The 16,907-nt window shown below is 64.8% G+C and carries 16 protein-coding genes and 1 pseudogene; 6 read left to right on the top strand and 11 right to left on the bottom strand.

Features of this window, described 5'->3' with window-relative positions:
• Nucleotides 1-77: 77 nt before the first annotated feature.
• The 3 genes from ACIGGF_RS17280 to ACIGGF_RS17290 are packed head-to-tail and all read right to left on the bottom strand — an operon-like array spanning nucleotide 78 to nucleotide 3,930.
• Entirely contained in the window at nucleotides 78-1,310 is a 1,233-nt protein-coding gene (locus ACIGGF_RS17280; RefSeq protein ID WP_397522462.1) for a TniQ family protein, read from the bottom strand.
• Nucleotides 1,307-2,245: a TniB family NTP-binding protein gene (locus ACIGGF_RS17285; RefSeq protein ID WP_397522463.1), complete on the bottom strand. Its 939-nt coding sequence runs from the start codon at nucleotides 2,243-2,245 to the stop codon at nucleotides 1,307-1,309. The genes ACIGGF_RS17280 and ACIGGF_RS17285 overlap by 4 nt, the downstream gene beginning before the upstream one ends.
• A 5-nt stretch (nucleotides 2,246-2,250) precedes the next feature.
• Nucleotides 2,251-3,930, bottom strand: coding sequence for a Mu transposase C-terminal domain-containing protein (locus ACIGGF_RS17290; protein WP_397522464.1), 1,680 nt, complete (start codon nucleotides 3,928-3,930; stop codon nucleotides 2,251-2,253).
• Between the two features lie 251 nt (nucleotides 3,931-4,181).
• Here ACIGGF_RS17290 and ACIGGF_RS17295 point away from each other — a divergent pair, with 251 nt between their 5' ends.
• The 3 genes from ACIGGF_RS17295 to ACIGGF_RS17305 all read left to right on the top strand — a co-directional run bounded on the left by ACIGGF_RS17295 (nucleotide 4,182) and on the right by ACIGGF_RS17305 (nucleotide 6,181).
• Complete coding sequence (locus ACIGGF_RS17295; RefSeq protein WP_237606111.1) at nucleotides 4,182-4,625, top strand: VOC family protein; 444 nt, start codon at nucleotides 4,182-4,184, stop codon at nucleotides 4,623-4,625.
• A gap of 117 nt (nucleotides 4,626-4,742) precedes the next feature.
• Nucleotides 4,743-5,177 (top strand): MerR family transcriptional regulator, encoded by a 435-nt coding sequence (locus ACIGGF_RS17300; protein ID WP_051364851.1) that lies wholly within the window; start codon nucleotides 4,743-4,745, stop codon nucleotides 5,175-5,177.
• Nucleotides 5,174-6,181, top strand: a complete 1,008-nt coding sequence (locus ACIGGF_RS17305) for an arsenic resistance protein (protein WP_032407487.1) — start codon at nucleotides 5,174-5,176, stop codon at nucleotides 6,179-6,181. The genes ACIGGF_RS17300 and ACIGGF_RS17305 overlap by 4 nt, the downstream gene beginning before the upstream one ends.
• A 236-nt stretch (nucleotides 6,182-6,417) precedes the next feature.
• On the opposite strand, the gene ACIGGF_RS17310 is transcribed toward ACIGGF_RS17305, so the two are convergent.
• The 6 genes from ACIGGF_RS17310 to ACIGGF_RS17335 all read right to left on the bottom strand — a co-directional run bounded on the left by ACIGGF_RS17310 (nucleotide 6,418) and on the right by ACIGGF_RS17335 (nucleotide 11,199).
• Nucleotides 6,418-7,659, bottom strand: a complete 1,242-nt coding sequence (locus tag ACIGGF_RS17310) for an Nramp family divalent metal transporter (protein ID WP_027494232.1) — start codon at nucleotides 7,657-7,659, stop codon at nucleotides 6,418-6,420.
• A gap of 99 nt (nucleotides 7,660-7,758) precedes the next feature.
• Nucleotides 7,759-8,607, bottom strand: coding sequence for a cytochrome c biogenesis CcdA family protein (locus tag ACIGGF_RS17315; protein ID WP_027494231.1), 849 nt, complete (start codon nucleotides 8,605-8,607; stop codon nucleotides 7,759-7,761).
• A complete protein-coding gene (locus ACIGGF_RS17320) occupies nucleotides 8,604-9,173 on the bottom strand; it encodes a TlpA disulfide reductase family protein (protein ID WP_027494230.1) in 570 nt (189 codons plus the stop codon). Before ACIGGF_RS17320 ends, ACIGGF_RS17315 begins: the two co-directional genes overlap by 4 nt.
• A gap of 59 nt (nucleotides 9,174-9,232) precedes the next feature.
• Nucleotides 9,233-9,862, bottom strand: a complete 630-nt coding sequence (locus tag ACIGGF_RS17325; protein WP_027494229.1) for a TlpA disulfide reductase family protein — start codon at nucleotides 9,860-9,862, stop codon at nucleotides 9,233-9,235.
• Between the two features lie 55 nt (nucleotides 9,863-9,917).
• Complete coding sequence (locus tag ACIGGF_RS17330) at nucleotides 9,918-10,565, bottom strand: vitamin K epoxide reductase family protein (protein ID WP_027494228.1); 648 nt, start codon at nucleotides 10,563-10,565, stop codon at nucleotides 9,918-9,920.
• Nucleotides 10,540-11,199 carry a thioredoxin domain-containing protein gene (locus ACIGGF_RS17335; protein WP_027494227.1) on the bottom strand — a complete coding sequence of 220 codons (660 nt, stop codon included), beginning with the start codon at nucleotides 11,197-11,199 and terminating at the stop codon, nucleotides 10,540-10,542. The genes ACIGGF_RS17330 and ACIGGF_RS17335 overlap by 26 nt, the downstream gene beginning before the upstream one ends.
• Before the next feature lie 136 nt (nucleotides 11,200-11,335).
• Between ACIGGF_RS17335 and ACIGGF_RS17340 the strand changes: the two genes are divergently transcribed.
• The 3 genes and pseudogenes from ACIGGF_RS17340 (at nucleotide 11,336) to ACIGGF_RS17350 (ending at nucleotide 14,281) form a co-directional block, all read left to right on the top strand.
• Nucleotides 11,336-11,734 (top strand): metalloregulator ArsR/SmtB family transcription factor, encoded by a 399-nt coding sequence (locus ACIGGF_RS17340; RefSeq protein ID WP_027494226.1) that lies wholly within the window; start codon nucleotides 11,336-11,338, stop codon nucleotides 11,732-11,734.
• Nucleotides 11,727-13,943, top strand: coding sequence for a cation-translocating P-type ATPase (locus ACIGGF_RS17345; protein WP_027494225.1), 2,217 nt, complete (start codon nucleotides 11,727-11,729; stop codon nucleotides 13,941-13,943). The genes ACIGGF_RS17340 and ACIGGF_RS17345 overlap by 8 nt, the downstream gene beginning before the upstream one ends.
• Nucleotides 13,940-14,281, top strand: a pseudogene (locus tag ACIGGF_RS17350) (DUF3703 domain-containing protein). Before ACIGGF_RS17345 ends, ACIGGF_RS17350 begins: the two are co-directional and overlap by 4 nt.
• Nucleotides 14,282-14,290: 9 nt before the next feature.
• On the opposite strand, the gene ccsB reads toward ACIGGF_RS17350, so the two are convergent.
• A complete protein-coding gene (ccsB, locus tag ACIGGF_RS17355) occupies nucleotides 14,291-15,253 on the bottom strand; it encodes a c-type cytochrome biogenesis protein CcsB (RefSeq protein ID WP_027494224.1) in 963 nt (320 codons plus the stop codon).
• Between the two features lie 4 nt (nucleotides 15,254-15,257).
• A complete protein-coding gene (locus ACIGGF_RS17360; RefSeq protein WP_051364853.1) occupies nucleotides 15,258-16,883 on the bottom strand; it encodes a cytochrome c biogenesis protein ResB in 1,626 nt (541 codons plus the stop codon).
• Between the last annotated feature and the right edge of the window lie 24 nt (nucleotides 16,884-16,907).

The following is a 16,907-nucleotide window of genomic DNA, read 5'->3' on the forward strand; positions in this document are numbered from 1 at the left end:
TGACCCCGGCGCGACAACTGGCTTCTCGGCTGTCGCCGCGCGTGCATCGCGGACGACCCCGTTCCATCGGGCGAGAGCTACGTCGGCGGATGGTGCAGCGGGATCCCGTGGTCGAGGAACAGTTGCACCGTCTCATCCAGCTCCGCTGCGGTGCGGCACCCCCAGCGTAGGAAGTTGTACAGCGACCTGGCGGATGCGGGATCGACGCGCGCTGCCGCGATGGCGGCCTCGGCCGCAGCGTGCGCGTCGGCCCATAAATCGCGCTCGGGTGCGGGATAGGACGAGCGCGTCGGAGCTGTCCCGGGATCGACCGGCTCGTAGGGTCGTGGGCTCAGCAGAGATGCGTGTGCACCGCCGGCGTCGATCTCACCGCTCTCGACCATCGCGATGCCGATCGCTGCGGCCTCGAGGACTGTCGCCTGCTCGTCCCAGTGCAGGTCCTCGAACGGAACCCACGCTGTCCGGAGCGGGCGAGAACGATCGGCGGCCTTCCAGATCGCAACGAGTCTCGTCGCCCACCGTCCGGTGCGAACCAGTGGCGTGGACACTTCGTCGACGACGGTGCGCAGAAGCCGGAACCAGACTGCGGCATGTACCCGGCCTGGGCCGAGTTCCACCCATCCCGTCGTCAGAGCCTCGGTGCTGCGCCGATCGAGGTCCGTGACCGCTGAGGGAACCGGAACGGGCGAGACCCGTTCGTCCGAACCGAACCGGACCTGATCCCAGAAAATTGCATGACCAGGCAAAGCAGAGCAGGGTTCGAGTCGACAACGGTGGTCGAGGCAGCTGCTCAGCACCGGATATTGATGCAGCAGAGTCATGTTGATATCAGCAGTGGATTCGAGGCTGTCGATACATGCCGGGCATGCCCGACTGCGCGGAGTGCTCGCCCACGGCAACCATGCGTCGCTCGTGGGTGTGCGGCGTCGTCGATCCTGCCTCGCGAGGTCGGCCGGTAGCAGGATCGAGAACTGGTGGACGTAGGTGTCGAAGTCGCAGTCGGCGGGGTCGATGCTGTCGAGCAGAAACGGTGTCCACCCCGCCAACGTCATCATCCGCACCCTCTCCACCGGGACCGCGCCGCGACCGGCCAGCTCGACAAGTATCGGCTCCGGTGTGTAGCGGTCGAGATCCTCGACAGCACAATCGATTTCGAGGTCTGCAAGCAGGTCAGAGGGCCTGATGTGCGGATACAGCTCGCATATTCGGGCCAACCAGGACGAGAGGGCCTCGCCTGGCAGTGGCGGAGGGTGCAGCGGCCACGGGCGAACGTACGCACCATCGGGCATCGGTGCGAGCCGCGCGTTCATGCGAGGTGGCGCTCGAACTGGCGACGTCGCTCCGTGGGGCCAACGTACGGAGTGCGCGTGAGCACCGATGAGGTGATCGCTTCCTCTCCGCTGTCGACGGCGGTCACTGCTGCGGCAGTGAGCAACGTTGCCAGTTCACCGATGGTGCCCTCGGAGCGAGTGAGAAGGTAGTCGGTCATCTCCGGCGACGTCAGGTGCGAGGGTTTGCGGAGGGGGAAGCTCGTGGTGAAGCTGGCCAGCAGTGATCTGGTGTCGGCTGTGTTGGTCCAGACCGGCAAAGCTATGGGGTGGAATCGGTTCTCCAACTGGGGATCGGTCCGGATGGCGAGGTAGGCGTCGCGGGTTCCGACAGCGACAAGAGGAATGCGTAGTTCGTTGCCCAGGAACCGCAGCACGTTCAAGAATTCGCGGCGGACGTTGTCGCGGCCGGCGAGAACATTGTGGAGCTCGTCGATGATCAACATCCGAACGCCGGTGGCGCGGAGCAGCATCAATGCTTGCTGTTCGAGTTCGTGGACCCGATTGCGTGGTCGGGTTGGTGTTCCCAACGCTGTGAGCAGTGCGAGGTAGAACCGGCCGGGTGACGGGTCCGGGGGCATCTGCATGCACAACACCGGTAGCTGCTCGCGGTCGGACAAGCTGATCGGCGGATGAGTACGCCGGAACTTTTCGATGATCATCGACTTGCCGTTGTTCGTCGGACCGAGCAACAGTAGGTTCGGCATACGCTGTCGGTCAGGCCACGACAACAACGTCTCCAGATGGTCGATGACCATACGGGCCTGCGGATACCCGATCCACCTCTCCGACCGGATCAACCGGATCCGGTCCGCGTCGTCGAGTGCGGTGAGCGGTCGAACCGACTCCCGCAGGTGCCCCAAACCCTCGCTGGACGACTCGGTGGCTTCGTCGCTGCGTCCTGTCGATGGGGTCATCCGGCTCACCATTCCTCGATGTCGCTGAAGACCGGCGTTGCGGTGCCGCCGTCCGCTCGAGGCTCCACCGGCGGGTGGATCGCCGGGATCGGTGCAGACGCGGCGCCGGTGAGATGCGTGCGGCGGGCACGGTTGCGCCGGGCTTTGCGGGTGGCTTTCTGCGAGCGGTCGGTGACCTCGCGCATCTGCTCGATCATCGAAAACAGTGCGCTCTCATCGACGTTCGACCGACCTTGTTCGCGGAGACGAGTGATAGCAGCTCTGTGCTCCCACAATGTCACCGCGGGATGTGACATCGTCCGGTACGGCACCTCGACATAGCCGGCACCGTCTGGTTCGAGGACCCAGATTCTGCTCAAATCTCGTGGGTCACGTCGTATCACGAACCGCCCCAGGTCCTCTCGCCGCGCAACCCACGGTTTGAGCGCGTTCGAGAAGTAGTGCACGTGATCGAGGACGAAGCCCGTACGCGTCAGACGTCGCCGGATGACGGGAAGAAAGTCCACCAGGAACGCGGTTTCGCCGAGCACCACACGAGGGGCATGACCAACTGCGGCGACCCCGCCGGCCCACACGGCGGCCGGAGTGTTCCCGATCCCTTTGTGAACACTCGCGTGATACGAGGCTATGGCCAGGACCAGCCAGCGCTCCAACTCACGCAATGTCAACGCCGCATGCTTGTCCGAGTCGTAACTTCCTCGGTCCGCTGGGTTCGAGAAGGTGGTCCCAGGCAGCTCGTGCACCGCCGTCATCGCCGTTCCGATGATGCGTTCGACGATCCCGCCGTAGTGCGGTCGGCCCGGAGGACGGTATTCGAGGGTGATGGCGTGCTGGGCGCATCCGCGGCGCAGCGCTTCGCTTTTGAACTCGGAGGCGTTGTCGAGATACAACTGTTTCGGTTTCCCTGCCATCGGCCACTGCACCTGTTCCGCGAGCTCGCATGCCTCCAGCCATGTCTGCTTCTCGCAGCACACGCGGCCCAGGCACAACCCGACCGATATCGACGACGGCGGCTCCAGAGTGACGACGAACCCGAGTACGGAACGGCTGAAGACATCAATGGCGATCGTCAGGTAGGGGCGACCGATCGGTTGCCGCTCGTACTCGTCAACGACCATCAGATCGACGACGGTGTGGTCGATCTGGACCTGATCGAGAATCCCCGCAACTGTCGGTGGACTGTCGCCGGCGGACTGACGCGGGCGGGCGGCATCGGGTCCTCCGCGGGACCTGGCCACCGATGCCGGATGGAGGGCGGCGATTCGTGCGGTGACGGTGTTTCTGGCCGGCGCTGGTAGGCCCGCGCGGTGGCACGCCAGCGCGATACGTCGATGCAGCGCAGCGACACTGAGCTTCTGGCGGTGAAGAAAATATCGGGTGAGATGGTCGCCGATCACGTCCTCGACCTCAGCCGCTACTCGGCTGCGGCCACGCCCTCCCGACGAGACCTTCGTAAGAAGATCGGTGACTGTCCCCGTCCCGTCCCTGAGTTTGCCAAGCAACGTGTAGACCCGCCGCCTGGATAGTCCCAAGCGCTGCGCTGCAGCGTCGACCGCTTCCGAACGCACCGGATGCATCTCCAGCAAGGGAGCCAGGACAGCGAAACGGGCCTCGGCCTGGGACCACCGCTCCCCCGACGCTGTCAGCACACCGGTCTCCACGATGGCGAGCTTGTCGGGGTCCATCACAAGCCTCCCTGTCACCGAGAGCCGAACATGCGACCGTGCACCGCACTTCTGACATCAGAATGTCAGAAGACACGTGCACTCACCCTCGAAACGCCTGCAAAGAGTGCAGCCGTCTTCTGAAACTGACACCGATTGTCAGTTTCAGAAGTCGCGTTCACTGTGTCAGAAGTCGAATGCACTGAGCGCCAGCAATATGAGGCGGGGTCGGCTCGCCCTCCGGCTCGTCGGCGTTAGTGTTGCCTATGGGCATGTCGAAAGTGGTACCTGCGCTGCCGGTACGAGACATCGACACCGCTGCCGAGATATACGTCCGATCGTTCGGCTTCACGACCCGGTACACCGACCCGACTTTCGCGAGGCTCACCCGCGACGACGTCGAGATCCACTTGTGGGCCGCCGACGACGACAGCTGGGATACCCGTTCAGACCACGCGGCATGGCCGGTGTGCAGCGGAGCCGAGACGTTCCTTGCCGGCACCGCCAGCTGCCGCATCGCCGTGGACGAGATCAACGACCTTTACGCCGAGATGTCCCGCGCGGGGGTGCTTCACCCCGCAGACGTAGGCCGTCCCGTCTCGACAGGCTGGGGAACGACGGAGTTCGCAACTGTCGACATCGACGGCAATCTGATCACGTTCCATACCGAGAAGAGGCAACACGAGCCCAACACTCCAGGCGACGGCGCACCCTGACCCCACCCCCCCTCGAGGAGCAACGAGCCCGACGTCCCTCGTGCTGCCGCGGACTCGATGGCGGGCCGGACTCGGCCGGTTTGCCTTCGAGCCGACTCGAACCTTTAGTCTGCGGTCATGTCTGCTCTGTTGATCTCGCAACTGTCCTCGGCAACCGGGGTGCCAGCGACAACGCTGCGCTTCTACGAGAGCGAGGGCCTACTTCCGGCGGACCGAGCCCCGAACGGCTACCGTGTCTACGACGAACGAGCACAGCAGCGATTGGCGTTCATCACCGCCGCGAAGAGCCTGAATCTCACTCTGCCGCAGATCAAGTCGATGCTGCGTGTGTGGGAGAACGATTCGTGCGCCGCGGTGAAGTCCGGGCTGCGACCGGCACTGCGTGAACACATCGCCCGAGCAGAGGAGTCGATCGCGCAGCTGACCGTGCTGCGGGACGCGCTGACCGCCGCGCTGGTTCGTCTCGACGAGACCCCCGACGCGTCGACACCGTGCGACCCGCAATGCAGCTGGTTGGCGTCGACTTTGACCGCACCCGTGAGCGCGTCATGACCGAAACAGCGCGAACGTCGGCGGTGCAATGGTGGGACACCCACCAGATCGGCCTGTATCTACTCGCACTCGTCGCCGGCGCAGGGGTGGGGTTGTCCTTCCCCTCCGCAGCACCGACGTTCGAGCACGCCATCAATCCGGTGCTGATCGTTCTGCTCTACGCGACGTTCCTCGCAGTGCCGTTCGCCGCGATCGGCCGGTCCCTACGTGATGCCCGGTTCACCACCGCGGTGGTCGTTCTGAACTTCGCAGCCGTCCCCATCGTGGTGTTCGCACTGACCCGCATCATCGCCGGGAACGAAGCTGTCCTCGTCGGTGTGGTACTGGTGCTGCTCGCCCCCTGCATCGACTACGTCATCGTTTTCAGCGGACTGGCCGGCGCGGCGTCGGAACGCCTTCTCGCCGGGGCACCGCTGCTGATGTTGCTGCAGATCGCCCTGCTGCCGTTGTGGCTGTGGTTGTTCGTCGGGGCCGAGACTGTCTCGATCATCGACATCGCCCCCTTTGCCGAGGCGTTCGTTCTACTCATCGTGATCCCGCTGGCGCTGGCTGCGGCGACGCAGCTGTGGGCGCGACGTCGACGTCTGGGCGAGCAAATCATCGAGGCGATGGCAGCGGCGATGGTGCCGGTGATGATGGTGACACTCGCGGTCGTCGTCGCCTCCCAGATCGACTCAGTCCGCAGCCGTATCGACCAACTCGCCGCTGCTGCAGCCATCTTCGTGGTGTTTCTGATCGTGATGGCGTTCGTCGGTGTCGGTGCCGGGAAGGTGTTCGGTCAGGACGTGCCGGCGACGCGGGCGCTGGTGTTCTCCGGCGCCACCCGTAACTCGCTGGTCGTGCTGCCACTCGCCCTGGCGCTACCACCGGCGTTGAGCCTGGCCGCCGTGGTGGTCGTGACGCAGACCCTCGTGGAGTTGATCGGAATGGTGCTCTACGTCCGCTACGTGCCGCGTCTGGTGCCGGGCGAGACCACCGCCGCGACAGGACAGTCGACGCAGTGAGGGACGTCATCACACGCGCCGAGCGAGCATCGATGTCATGGACAAGGCGTGTGTCGAGCAACGTCCGGTCGACTGCTTCTACGGCGGGGCAATCGGTGTGCGGCGGTTCGTCCTGCTAGACCCCGACTTCGGCGGCAGAACCCACTCATGCTGATTCACCGTGCACAACACCATCACCACACGAGCGGTGATCGTCCTGAAATACAGGCGTGCAGGACACGTTTACCCGCGCGCAGTCAGGCCACGGTCAGATAGATCAATGCAATGTTGAGTGCGACGACGATTCCCGCGATGAGCCATGCCGCGTATGCGGTGATCCGGTGATTGACATCGCTGCCCATCAGGATGCGGTCCGATGTGAACCGCACCAAGGGAATCAACGCGAACGGGATACCGAACGACAGCACGACCTGCGAGACGACCAGTGCCCGACTGGGGTCGACTCCTGCTGCCAGAATTGCCAGTGCGGGAACAAGGGTCACCAGTCGTCGCACCAGAATCGGAATGCGCTTACGTAGTAGGCCGTCCATGATCATCGCGCCGGCGTACGCCCCGACCGATGTCGATGCAAGACCCGAGGCCAGCAGGCCCACCGCGAACAGCAGCGCCACGACCGGCCCCAGAGTGTCCCCTACCGCTGCGTGGGCTCCTTCGATGGAGTCGACACCCTCGCGGCCCCCCAACGTCGATGCCGCCAACAGCAGCATCGACATGTTCACCGCACCGGCCAGCAGCATCGCCAACCCGACATCGATCCGGGTGATCCGCAACAACCGCTGACGGACAGGCCCTGCCTCGGGGTGTCCGTGCCGGTCACGTGCAAGGCCGGAGTGCAGGTACACCGCGTGCGGCATGATCGTCGCACCGAGCATCGCGGCGGCGATCAACACGCTTTCCGCGCCGTCGAACCGCGGAATCAAACCGGCCGCGGCCTCGGTGAACGATGGCGGTTCCACGACGACGCTGGCAAGAAATCCGACGGCGATGACACCGAGTAGCCCGAGAATCACGAACTCGAAGGGCCGTTGGCCCCGCCGATCCTGGACCATCAGCAAGATCATCGATACGGCCCCGGTGATGAGGCCGCCGATCAGGAGCGGCAGGTCGAAGAGCAGGTAGAGGGCGATTGCACCGCCGACGATTTCGGCGAGGTCGGTCGCCATGGCGACCACCTCCGCTTGCCCCCAATATGCCAGTCGCACAGTCCTGCTCGACTTCTCGCGGACTACTTCGGGCAGTGTCATTCCGGTGACGATGCCGAGTTTGGCGGAGAGGAACTGGACGAGACCGGCCATCACGTTCGCGGCAACGATCACCCAGACCAGCAGGTATCCGAACTGCGCGCCGGCACTGACGTTGGAGGCGACGTTGCCGGGGTCGACGTAGGCGATCGCTGCGACGAAAGCCGGGCCGAGCAGAACCAGGCCCGACCGAAACCTCGAGGGCGGCCGAGACGATCGGCGCTGCAGCACAGACATGACCACACCCTCCGGCACCAACAGTATGTCAGGACCCTGAAAATATAGTTCGGCTACCCGAACAATGCAATGCGGCGTGGTGGTTCGGCGACATCTCGATCAGATGGGCAGGACCACTGCACTGACGAATTCGTTGCGGATCCAGGCGATGAACAACCCCCACACTCCGGTCAGCAGCGCCACGCCGACGGCGATCATGATGACACCGCCGGCGACCTTGATCTTCTGTGAGTTCCTCCGAAGCCACCCCACCCCGCGCATCGCCGAACTCGAACCGAACGCGAGGACGACGAACGGTAGGCCGAGTCCCATGCAGTACGCGACGATGAGAGTGACCCCGCGGGCTGCGGTTGCACCTTCGGTTCCTGCCGCGACAGACAGAACACCGGCGAGGGTGGGGCCCAGACACGGTGTCCAGCCGAGCGCGAACACACCGCCGAGCAGCGGCGCTCCAGCGAGGGACGAGATCTGCTGAGGTGCGAATCGGGTGTCGCGTTGCAGTGCGGGTATCAATCCGATGAACGCTGCACCCATGATGATCGTGATGACGCCGCCGACTCGTTGGAGTACTTGCTCGTTGATGCGCAAGGTGCCGATGACTCCGAAGATCGAGGCTGTGGCGAGGACGAATACGATCGTGAATCCGGCGACGAACAACGACGCTGCGCCGGCCACACGCCAGCGATTCGCCAGCTCCGGCGACGACGTGCCGGTGGTCGAGGTGCCGGTGGCCGAGGTGCCGGGCGATCGGGTATCGGCTGATTGGGCGTCGGCACCGGCGATTCCTGCCAGGTAGGACAGGTATCCCGGCACCAGCGGCACCACGCACGGGGAGGCGAACGAGACCAACCCGGCGAGCATGCATGCCGCGATCGCGAGCAGCAGGGGCCCGCTCGATGCCGCGTTCTGGAAGGCCGACCCGATGTCCTGGGCGAGAAGAGTCGTCATTCCGCGGCTATCCGTTCGACGACGGGAAGGAGGTCGTCGGTGAGCAGGGCGCGCATGAAGACCGCGGCCACGCGGTGCTGACGATCGAGTACCAGCGTCGAGGGGATCACGCTGGTCGGGTAGTTCCCGCCGAGGGCGACCAGTGTCCGCATCGAGGGATCGTAGATCGAGGGGTAGGAGACGTCGTTGTCGACGACGAAGTCCTGCGCTTTGTCCTTCTGTGGATCTCTGACGTTGAGACCGAGGAACTGCACGCCACGCTCGCGGGTGGTCTCGTAGACCTCCTCGAGGTCGTCGGCTTCGCCGCGGCAGGGGCCACACCACTGGCCCCAGAGATTGATCACGACGACCTTGCCGTCGTAGTCCGACAGAGCGGTCGTCTTGCCTTCCTCCATCAGATCGGGGCCGGCGAGTTCGCCTATGGTTCCGCGTGTTTCGGGGGGATCGTAGACGATGTCGGTTCGACCGCCGGGGGCGACGAAGTCGAAGCTGCCTCCCGGGGGCGCAGCCTGTGCGCCGTCGGAGCATCCGGAGATCAGTAGTACAAGGGCAAGAATCGATCCCATTGCCGCGGTGGGCGTGCTGCCCTGACGGCGCGCACCGACCCACACTGGTGGAAGACGTTTCATGAGGTGAAATCCTTTACTGCAGTGCGGATCTGGTCTGTCGTCTCGAACACTGTCGGGTCGGTGATGCGCTCGACCGTTCCGTCCGGGTGGAGGAGAAAGCTCAGGGGAAGGACCGGCGGTGCCGAGAGCGCGTCCAGGACGCTGCCGCCGTCGATGTAGTTCGGATAGCGGACGCCCAGTTGCGTGAGCAGCGCGGCCGCGTCCGCGGGCCGGTCCTCGACGTCGATTCCGATAACTGGGATCGCGTCGGGTTCTGCGGCGTAGGCATCGAGTACCGGCATCTCGTTGCGGCACGGGCCGCACCAGGATGCCCACAGGTTGATCAGCGTCACCTCGCTGCCGAGAACGTCGGCGAGATCGACATCGTCGGCGCTGCCGATGCAGCGCGCTATCACTCCCGCCAGCGGACCGCCTTCGCGCGGTACCGGCGGCGGACACAGCGGTAGCTCTGCTGCTCGTGCCGCGTCATCCGGCGGGCGGGACAATGTGGGTTCGGGTCCGACCGGCGCGACATTGTTGGCGATGGCCTCGGACGGGCCGCCCTCGACGCCACCGGAGCGGGGCCACAGTGCGACGATCGATGCAACGACAACGACGAGCATGACGATCGACCAGCCGCGCGTCATCGCCGTGACCTTCTTTCTCGAGAGAGCGGCAGAGGGGCGAACGGTACGTCGCGGATCATAGGAGCGTGGACCAGTACGACCAGAAACGCTGCGCGATCAGGGCGATGAGGGCGAGAAACCACACGGTCAGCGGAATCGAGTGATTGCGAATCAGCGAGTCAAGCCATAGCCGAAACCATTGCCCAAGAGCGGATTTCGACCTGGCGCGGTCGAGGTTGCGCAGCGTGACGTACCAGAAGATCGGTACGGTGACCGCCCACACCGCCATGCAGTACGGGCACAAGGCACCGATGTCGTAGAGGCTCTGCGCGATCAGCCAGTGCACGAAGACTGCGGCAGCAGTGACACCGACCTGCATCGCTCCCCAGAACCACTGCGCGAACACCGCACCGGCGAGAAGGGCAGCACCCACTGCTGCCACGACGGCGAAGCCTGCGATCCCGAGGAGGGAATTGGGAAATCCGAACGCAGACGCCTGCGGGGTGTCCATCACCGATCCGCAGTTGAGCACCGGGTTGATGCTGCAGGTCGGGGCGTAGGCGGGATCGAGCGCCAGAGCGAACTTTTCTACCGTGAGCACGAACGCGGCAGTCAGGCCGATCAGGCCGCCCACCAGCAGCAGCCAGGGCAGGCTCCGGCCGAACGATCCACCTTGTCGGGTCTCGTTCGCTGGGAGGTCAGCCGAGTGCAGAGTCGAGGGCATCGGCGAGGTCTCCGTACGTGGTGGGTTCGATCTTGGTGCCGTTGAGGAAGAACGTCGGGGTGCCCTGCACGCCGAGCGCGATCCCGTCCGCGACGTCGGCCTCGATGCGCGCGAGCGTCGCAGGGTCGGTGTAGGCGGCATCGAAGGCGCTCATGTCGAGCCCTTGCTCGACGGCGAAGCTGCGGAACAACTCGTCCTGCGGAACCTGCTGTTCGCCCCACTGCGCCTGCGTTTCGTACATGCGCTGATACATCGCCTCGAATCCGCCCTGCTGGGCCGCGGCCTCGACTGCGCGTGCGGCTCGTTCGGCATTGAAGTGCGAGGCGATCGGAAAGTAGCGGGCCACGAAGCTCACCCGGTCGCCGTACTCTTCACGCAATTGCTCGATCGCCGGGTAGGCCGATCGGCAGGCCTCGCACTCGAAGTCGAGGAACTCCACGAACGTGACCCGGCCGTCGGGCACCGAGTTCAACCGATGACTGTTCTCGCGCACCGCAATCGAGGCAGGGTCGGTCGCGGCCTGCTCGGCGGCGGCAGCATCCGGAGACCCCGATCGATCCACCACCAGAAATACAGCCAACGCGGCGGCGAACACGATCACCAGGGACAAGGAAATCTTCAACGCTCTGCTCATACAACTACCTTCTCGATTCGTTCGGATTGATCAATGGGTCCGATATGGGCGTTTCGACCCGCTATGACACTAACAATCGTACGAACGTTGACTAATGGTCCTTCCCTAACGATCGCATGATTGTTAGATTGTGCCCATGGCCTTGGAACCTCTGGACTCGTGCGATCTGTTGTGTATGGACCTCCCTTACGCCGAGAGGGTTCGCGCTACTCTGCCCGCGGTCGGCGATATCGAACCGGTAGCCGACGCTGCCCGAGCATTCGGCGACCCCACCCGACTGACCATCGCGCTCGCGTTGAACGCCGGCGGGCAGATGTGCGGCTGCGACATCGCGTGGATCGTGGGACAGAGCCAGAAGCTGGTCTCCCACCATCTCCGCAAACTCAAAGCCGCGGACGCCGTCACATCGAACAGAGACGGAAAGTTGGTCATGTATTCGCTCACCGACCGCGGCACCCGACTGCTCACGACACTGACCGAGGCACTGCCCACCGCCTCGGCCACCGCTGATCTCACCGGGGTCGATCATGGCTGACGCGTGCTGCGGACCTACCCCGGCAGCGCCGACCACCGAATCCACTGCTGACGGTGCGGACACGGGAGGTCCAGCTCCAACCGATGCACTCCCGAGGTTGTGGCAGGTCCGCGAGCTGCAACTCGCCTCGGCCGCCACGATCATCCTGGTCGCATCGTGGTTGCTCGGTCGAACGGGTGCCGATGCGGTTGCGACCGTCGGCGCTCTGATCGCTGCCGCGATCGCCGCCGTCACCTTCGTTCCCGCGACGGTGAGAAATCTGCGACACGGACGCATCGGTGTCGGCACGCTGATGACGATCGCGCTCCTCGGTGCCATCGCATTGGGCCAGATCCCCGAGGCCGCGATGCTCGGTATCTTGTTCTCCGTCGCCGAGGGACTCGAGGAATACGCGGTCACCAAGACCCGCCGCGGACTGCGCGCACTCCTGTCGTTGGTGCCGCCGACGGTATCTGTCCTGCGCGGTGGAACCGAGCAGGCCCTGTCCCCCGACGATGTCGTGATCGGGGACATCATGGTGCTGCGGCCGGGTGAGCGAGCTGCCACGGACGGCACCATCGCTCGCGGTTCGACGAATCTGGACGTGTCTGCGATCACCGGCGAGTCCGTGCCCATCGAAGCCGGTGTCGGTGACGAGGTGCATGCCGGTGCCATCAACGGCGGCGGGGCCATCGAGGTCACCGTCACCGCGCCGGCATCGGAGAGTTCGCTTGCTCGCATCGTCCGCATCGTCGAACAGGCCCAGGACCGAAAAGGGGCCGGCCAACGGCTCGCGGACCGTATCGCACGTCCGCTCGTGCCCTCGATCATGATTCTCGCCGTACTCGTCGCCGGCGTCGGTGCGGTGCTCGGTGACCCCATGTTGTGGCTCGAACGCGCACTGGTGGTCCTGGTCGCGGCATCACCGTGCGCGTTGGCCATCTCGGTGCCGCTGTCGGTGGTGGCGGCGATCGGGGCTGCGAGCCGCAACGGGGCATTGATCAAAGGCGGTGCAGCAGTGGAAGAGCTGGGCCGCATTCGCGTCGTCGCCTTGGACAAGACCGGCACCCTCACCGCAGGACGACCGGAGGTCGTCGACGTCGTCACCGCTGCGGGAATCAGCCGCGACGCCGCGCTGGCCGTTGCTGCTGCGCTCGAAGCGCGCAGCGAGCATCCACTCGCCCGCGCCGTACTGGCCTCCGTATCGACCGTCGCGGCAGCCGATGATGTCACTGCCATCGCCGGGCACGGCCTGACCGGCACCCTCGACGGAGCCGCGATCAGGCTCGGGAAACCGAGCTGGTTCGACACACACCCCAGCTCCGAGGAGTTCCGCGCCGACGTCGCTCGTCTCCAGAGCAGCGGTGCCACAGTCGTTCTCGTCGAACGCGCCGGAGTTCTGATCGCTGCGATCGCCGTCCGCGACGAACTGCGGCCCGAGGCCACCGAGGCTGTCCGCCAACTCACCGCGCTCGGTATCGACACTGCGATGCTCACCGGCGACAACGCGCTCACTGCGCAGGCTCTGGCGACCCAGGCGGGCATCACCGCCGTCCACGCCGAACTACTGCCCGAGGACAAAGCGGCCCTGCTGACCGACATCGCGGCCGGACGCAAGATTGCCATGGTCGGCGACGGCATCAACGACGCTCCCGCCTTGGCGACCGCAGATGTCGGTATCGCCATGGGCGCGATGGGAACCGACGTTGCCATCGAGACCGCCGATGTTGCCCTCATGGGGGAAGACCTCCGGCATCTACCGCAGGTGCTGGCCCACGCTCGACGCGCCCGGCGCATCATGATCGAGAACATCGCCTTGTCGATTGCCATCATCGGCGTGCTCGTCCCACTGGCTGCTACCGGTGTCCTGGGCTTGGCCACCGTGGTGCTCGTCCACGAACTCGCCGAAGTCCTGGTCATTGCCAATGCGATTCGCGCCGCCCGCACCACGCCCTTGGACGGTTTCGTGCCCCCGCCCGCGGCGTCCGGTGCCCTCAACGTCACGATCGCACCCGCAGCGGCTTTCGAGGATGCCTGCTGCGCTCCGGCTCCGACGCCGAGGAACACCGCACCTCTCGCATCTGGGAACCTACTGGCCTCCACCACCGCAACGTCACCATCGGCGATCGGAGCAGACGATGGCAGCTCCGGGTGCTCGGATGGATGTACCTGCTGCACATCGACCCCCGCTACGGCGAACTCTTCCGCGGAAAGAGGTAGAGACCGGTGAGCGGTGATCGAACTGCACGCAGGCTCTACGGGATAGAAATGACCGCAGCAGCAGGTGCATCGACAACAGAGGTGCGCTGGTACCACCTCGAACGAGCACACATCCTCTCGCAGCCCTGTTGACGGTTGCATGCTCGCAACCACGACTTGATGTCGAAAGCTGCTGCGACAGAACATGATCGGCGCGAATCCTGGGGCCAGTTGCTTCGGATCGTGGTCGCTGCTCCAGGATCGTGGTCAGGGCGATACCCGGCCGGTAACACCGGCCGGGTCGAGGCGGGACTGATGTCGCCGATGCCCATTCCGCAGGACCTTGCGGACGCGCTGGGGGGCACGTAGCGGGAGTCATCAGTTCAGACCTGCGTAGGAGTGCAGCCCGGAGACGACCATGTTGATGATGAACAGGTTGAACAGCATCGCCACGAATCCGGCGATGTTGATCCATGCTGCGCGGGTGTTGCGCCATCCGCTGGTGGCGCGGGCGTGCAGGTAGGAGGCGTAGACGATCCAGGTGATGAAGGAGACCGTTTCTTTCGGGTCCCAGCCCCAGAATCGGCCCCATGCGGCTTCGGCCCAAATGGCACCGAGGATGACGCCGACGCCGAAGAGCGGAAATGCGAAGATCGTGGTCTTGTACGCCACGATGTCCAGAGTCTGAGCGGAGGGCAGACGGGCGACGATCCGGCTGGCTCGACTACCCGAGGCCTCGGGATGCTTCATCCGGATCAGGAACAGCGCGCTCGCAACCCCGGAGATCAAGAACACCCCGCTGCCGAGCGAGACGATCGAGACGTGCACCGGCAGCCAGTACGACTGCAGTGCCGGTACCACCGGTGCTGCGTCGGCGTACAGCACGGTGCCGGCGACGAACAGGAGGATCAACGTCGGCACCAGAACGAACAACCACAGGGTGCGCAGCTGCGTCGAGCGCAGCACCACCAGTGCAGCCAGTACACCGGCCGCGCAGGTGACCGAGACGAATTCGTACATGTTGCCCCACGGCGGGCGGCTGGCGGCGATCCCGCGAAGAACGATCGAGCCCACGTGCAGACTCAGTGCCACCATCACCAGCCCGAGTCCGGTACGGCCCAGACGTTCGGACGGAACCCGACGGGGTGCGTCGGGAATGCGACCTGGTGTCGTCGATGTCGCTGCGATCACCCGCGTGCGCAGTCGCTCCATATTGTGCAGCGCCGCGCTACGGGTCGTCGCGAGCTGACCGAGGAATGCGATTGCGGCGAGGAGATAGACCACGAAGGCGGTCTCGAAGCTGATGTCGCTCCAACGGGCGAGGGTGTCGTCGATCGGCATGGTGCTACACCGTTTCTCTGTCGTGGGTCTCGGAGTCGCTCGGGGCTATCTGCGGCCAGATCTGTGACCGGAGGGTCTGGAATTCGGGTCCCCAGCCGGCGTGATCGGTGCGAGCCAGGCCGCCCATGTCCACTCGCGAGAGGCCGTGTTCGCCAAGGTGGGCCCGGAACCAGACGCGGCGGCGTGTGATCACCAGGGAGATCAGTAGTCCGGTCATCATCGTGATGGCGAACACCAGGACCCACCGCTGCGCGGGGTCGTATCCGACCTGGAGATTCGCGAATTCCTTGGCACCGTCGAACCGGACGAGAGTGCCGTCGGAGAGGGTTGTCGATTCTCCGGGCCGCAGGTTGACCCGGTCCTGCTTGACCAGCCGACCCTGGTTGATCATCTCCTGGTCCAGGGAGAAGATCGACTGCGGGATGCCGGTGTCGAGACCGGTGTCGCCCTTGTAGATGTCCACTGCCACAGCGGGATCGACCAATTCCGGGAAGCGGGAGGAGAGCAGATTTCCGTTGAATTGCGCGGTGGGCGCGAAGAGTCCTTCGATGGCGATCTGGCCTCGGCGGCGTTCGTCGGCGGTGGGGTAGGTCCCCCCGGGTGGGTCGAATCGCAGCGCGCCGCTGCTGAGGAACGTGGTGGCGTCGTCGGGGCGGAACTGCAGGGCTTCGGTGCGGGTCTGGCCGTCGGGGAAGGTGACGGTGAACTCGGGGGCATAGCCGTGTCCGGTGAGGTAGATGCGTTCGTCGCCGAGCCGGAGGGGTTCGTTGACTTTGAGCTGATAATCGCGCCAGGTGTCGGCGGCGATGTCGTCGGCGCTCTGGTAGGAGATGTTCGAGGTGAACATCTCGGCCTGACCGTTCTCGAGATAATCGGCGGTGAAGTCCTTGACCCGGATACAGAACGGCTCGAGTCCGGTGCCGTCGGTGCTGTTGCCGGCGCGGAAGGAGTCGTAGACGGCGGGAGAAGTGTTGCAGAAACCGGGTCCGTTGTCGGCGATGACGATGACCGAGCCTTCGTAGCCGAACAGTTTGCCGATGGCGATAGCGGCGAGCAGACCGATCAGCGAGAAGTGGAAGAGCAAGTTCCCGGCCTCGCGGGTATAGCCCTTCTCGGCCGAGAGAGTCAGTGCCCCATCGGGCTCGGGTCGAACGACGGTACGCCACCCTTTCAAGTGCGGCGCGATGTCGGCAAGCACCTTCTCGGGGTCACCGGCGAGGGTGCCCGAATGATGCAACGGTAGTCGAGTGAGATTTCGGGGTACTCGAACAGGTTGTGCGCGAAGAGCTTTGCCGTGCTCGATCAACCGGGGAGTCAGACAGCCGATCAGAGACACGAACAGCAGGACGTAGATCGCGGTGAACCAGGAACTTGCGAACACGTCGAACAATTCCAGTGTGTCCATCACCGGCCCGAGAGCCGGGCGCGCGGCGATGTAGGCATCGACGGCCTGGGTATTGAGATTGCGCTGCGGCAGCAATGCGCCGGGGATTGCTGCGGCGGCGAGGAAAAACAGCAGCACCAGCGCTGTACGCATCGACGTCAGTTGTCGCCACCGGTTGCGCAGCATCGCCACCGTTCTGCGCACCAGTCCCGGCGAGTGCACACCGGGGTGTTCCTCGATCGTCATCTCCGCACGCCCGTCACCGACCAC

The sequence above is a fragment of the Rhodococcus sp. NPDC078407 genome (assembly GCF_044542515.1).
In the GTDB taxonomy this organism is placed as follows: domain Bacteria; phylum Actinomycetota; class Actinomycetes; order Mycobacteriales; family Mycobacteriaceae; genus Rhodococcoides.

Bases quoted from the DNA above. Each gene is read 5' to 3' on its own strand.
- ACIGGF_RS17280 (WP_397522462.1), bottom strand. From the start codon at position 1,310: ATGAACGCGCGGCTCGCACCGATGCCCGATGGTGCGTACGTTCGCCCG.
- ACIGGF_RS17285 (WP_397522463.1), bottom strand. From the start codon at position 2,245: ATGACCCCATCGACAGGACGCAGCGACGAAGCCACCGAGTCGTCCAGC.
- ACIGGF_RS17290 (WP_397522464.1), bottom strand. From the start codon at position 3,930: ATGGACCCCGACAAGCTCGCCATCGTGGAGACCGGTGTGCTGACAGCG.
- ACIGGF_RS17295 (WP_237606111.1), top strand. From the start codon at position 4,182: ATGTCGAAAGTGGTACCTGCGCTGCCGGTACGAGACATCGACACCGCT.
- ACIGGF_RS17300 (WP_051364851.1), top strand. From the start codon at position 4,743: ATGTCTGCTCTGTTGATCTCGCAACTGTCCTCGGCAACCGGGGTGCCA.
- ACIGGF_RS17305 (WP_032407487.1), top strand. From the start codon at position 5,174: ATGACCGAAACAGCGCGAACGTCGGCGGTGCAATGGTGGGACACCCAC.
- ACIGGF_RS17310 (WP_027494232.1), bottom strand. From the start codon at position 7,659: ATGTCTGTGCTGCAGCGCCGATCGTCTCGGCCGCCCTCGAGGTTTCGG.
- ACIGGF_RS17315 (WP_027494231.1), bottom strand. From the start codon at position 8,607: ATGACGACTCTTCTCGCCCAGGACATCGGGTCGGCCTTCCAGAACGCG.
- ACIGGF_RS17320 (WP_027494230.1), bottom strand. From the start codon at position 9,173: ATGGGATCGATTCTTGCCCTTGTACTACTGATCTCCGGATGCTCCGAC.
- ACIGGF_RS17325 (WP_027494229.1), bottom strand. From the start codon at position 9,862: ATGACGCGCGGCTGGTCGATCGTCATGCTCGTCGTTGTCGTTGCATCG.
- ACIGGF_RS17330 (WP_027494228.1), bottom strand. From the start codon at position 10,565: ATGCCCTCGACTCTGCACTCGGCTGACCTCCCAGCGAACGAGACCCGA.
- ACIGGF_RS17335 (WP_027494227.1), bottom strand. From the start codon at position 11,199: ATGAGCAGAGCGTTGAAGATTTCCTTGTCCCTGGTGATCGTGTTCGCC.
- ACIGGF_RS17340 (WP_027494226.1), top strand. From the start codon at position 11,336: ATGGCCTTGGAACCTCTGGACTCGTGCGATCTGTTGTGTATGGACCTC.
- ACIGGF_RS17345 (WP_027494225.1), top strand. From the start codon at position 11,727: ATGGCTGACGCGTGCTGCGGACCTACCCCGGCAGCGCCGACCACCGAA.
- ccsB (WP_027494224.1), bottom strand. From the start codon at position 15,253: ATGCCGATCGACGACACCCTCGCCCGTTGGAGCGACATCAGCTTCGAG.
- ACIGGF_RS17360 (WP_051364853.1), bottom strand. From the start codon at position 16,883: ATGACGATCGAGGAACACCCCGGTGTGCACTCGCCGGGACTGGTGCGC.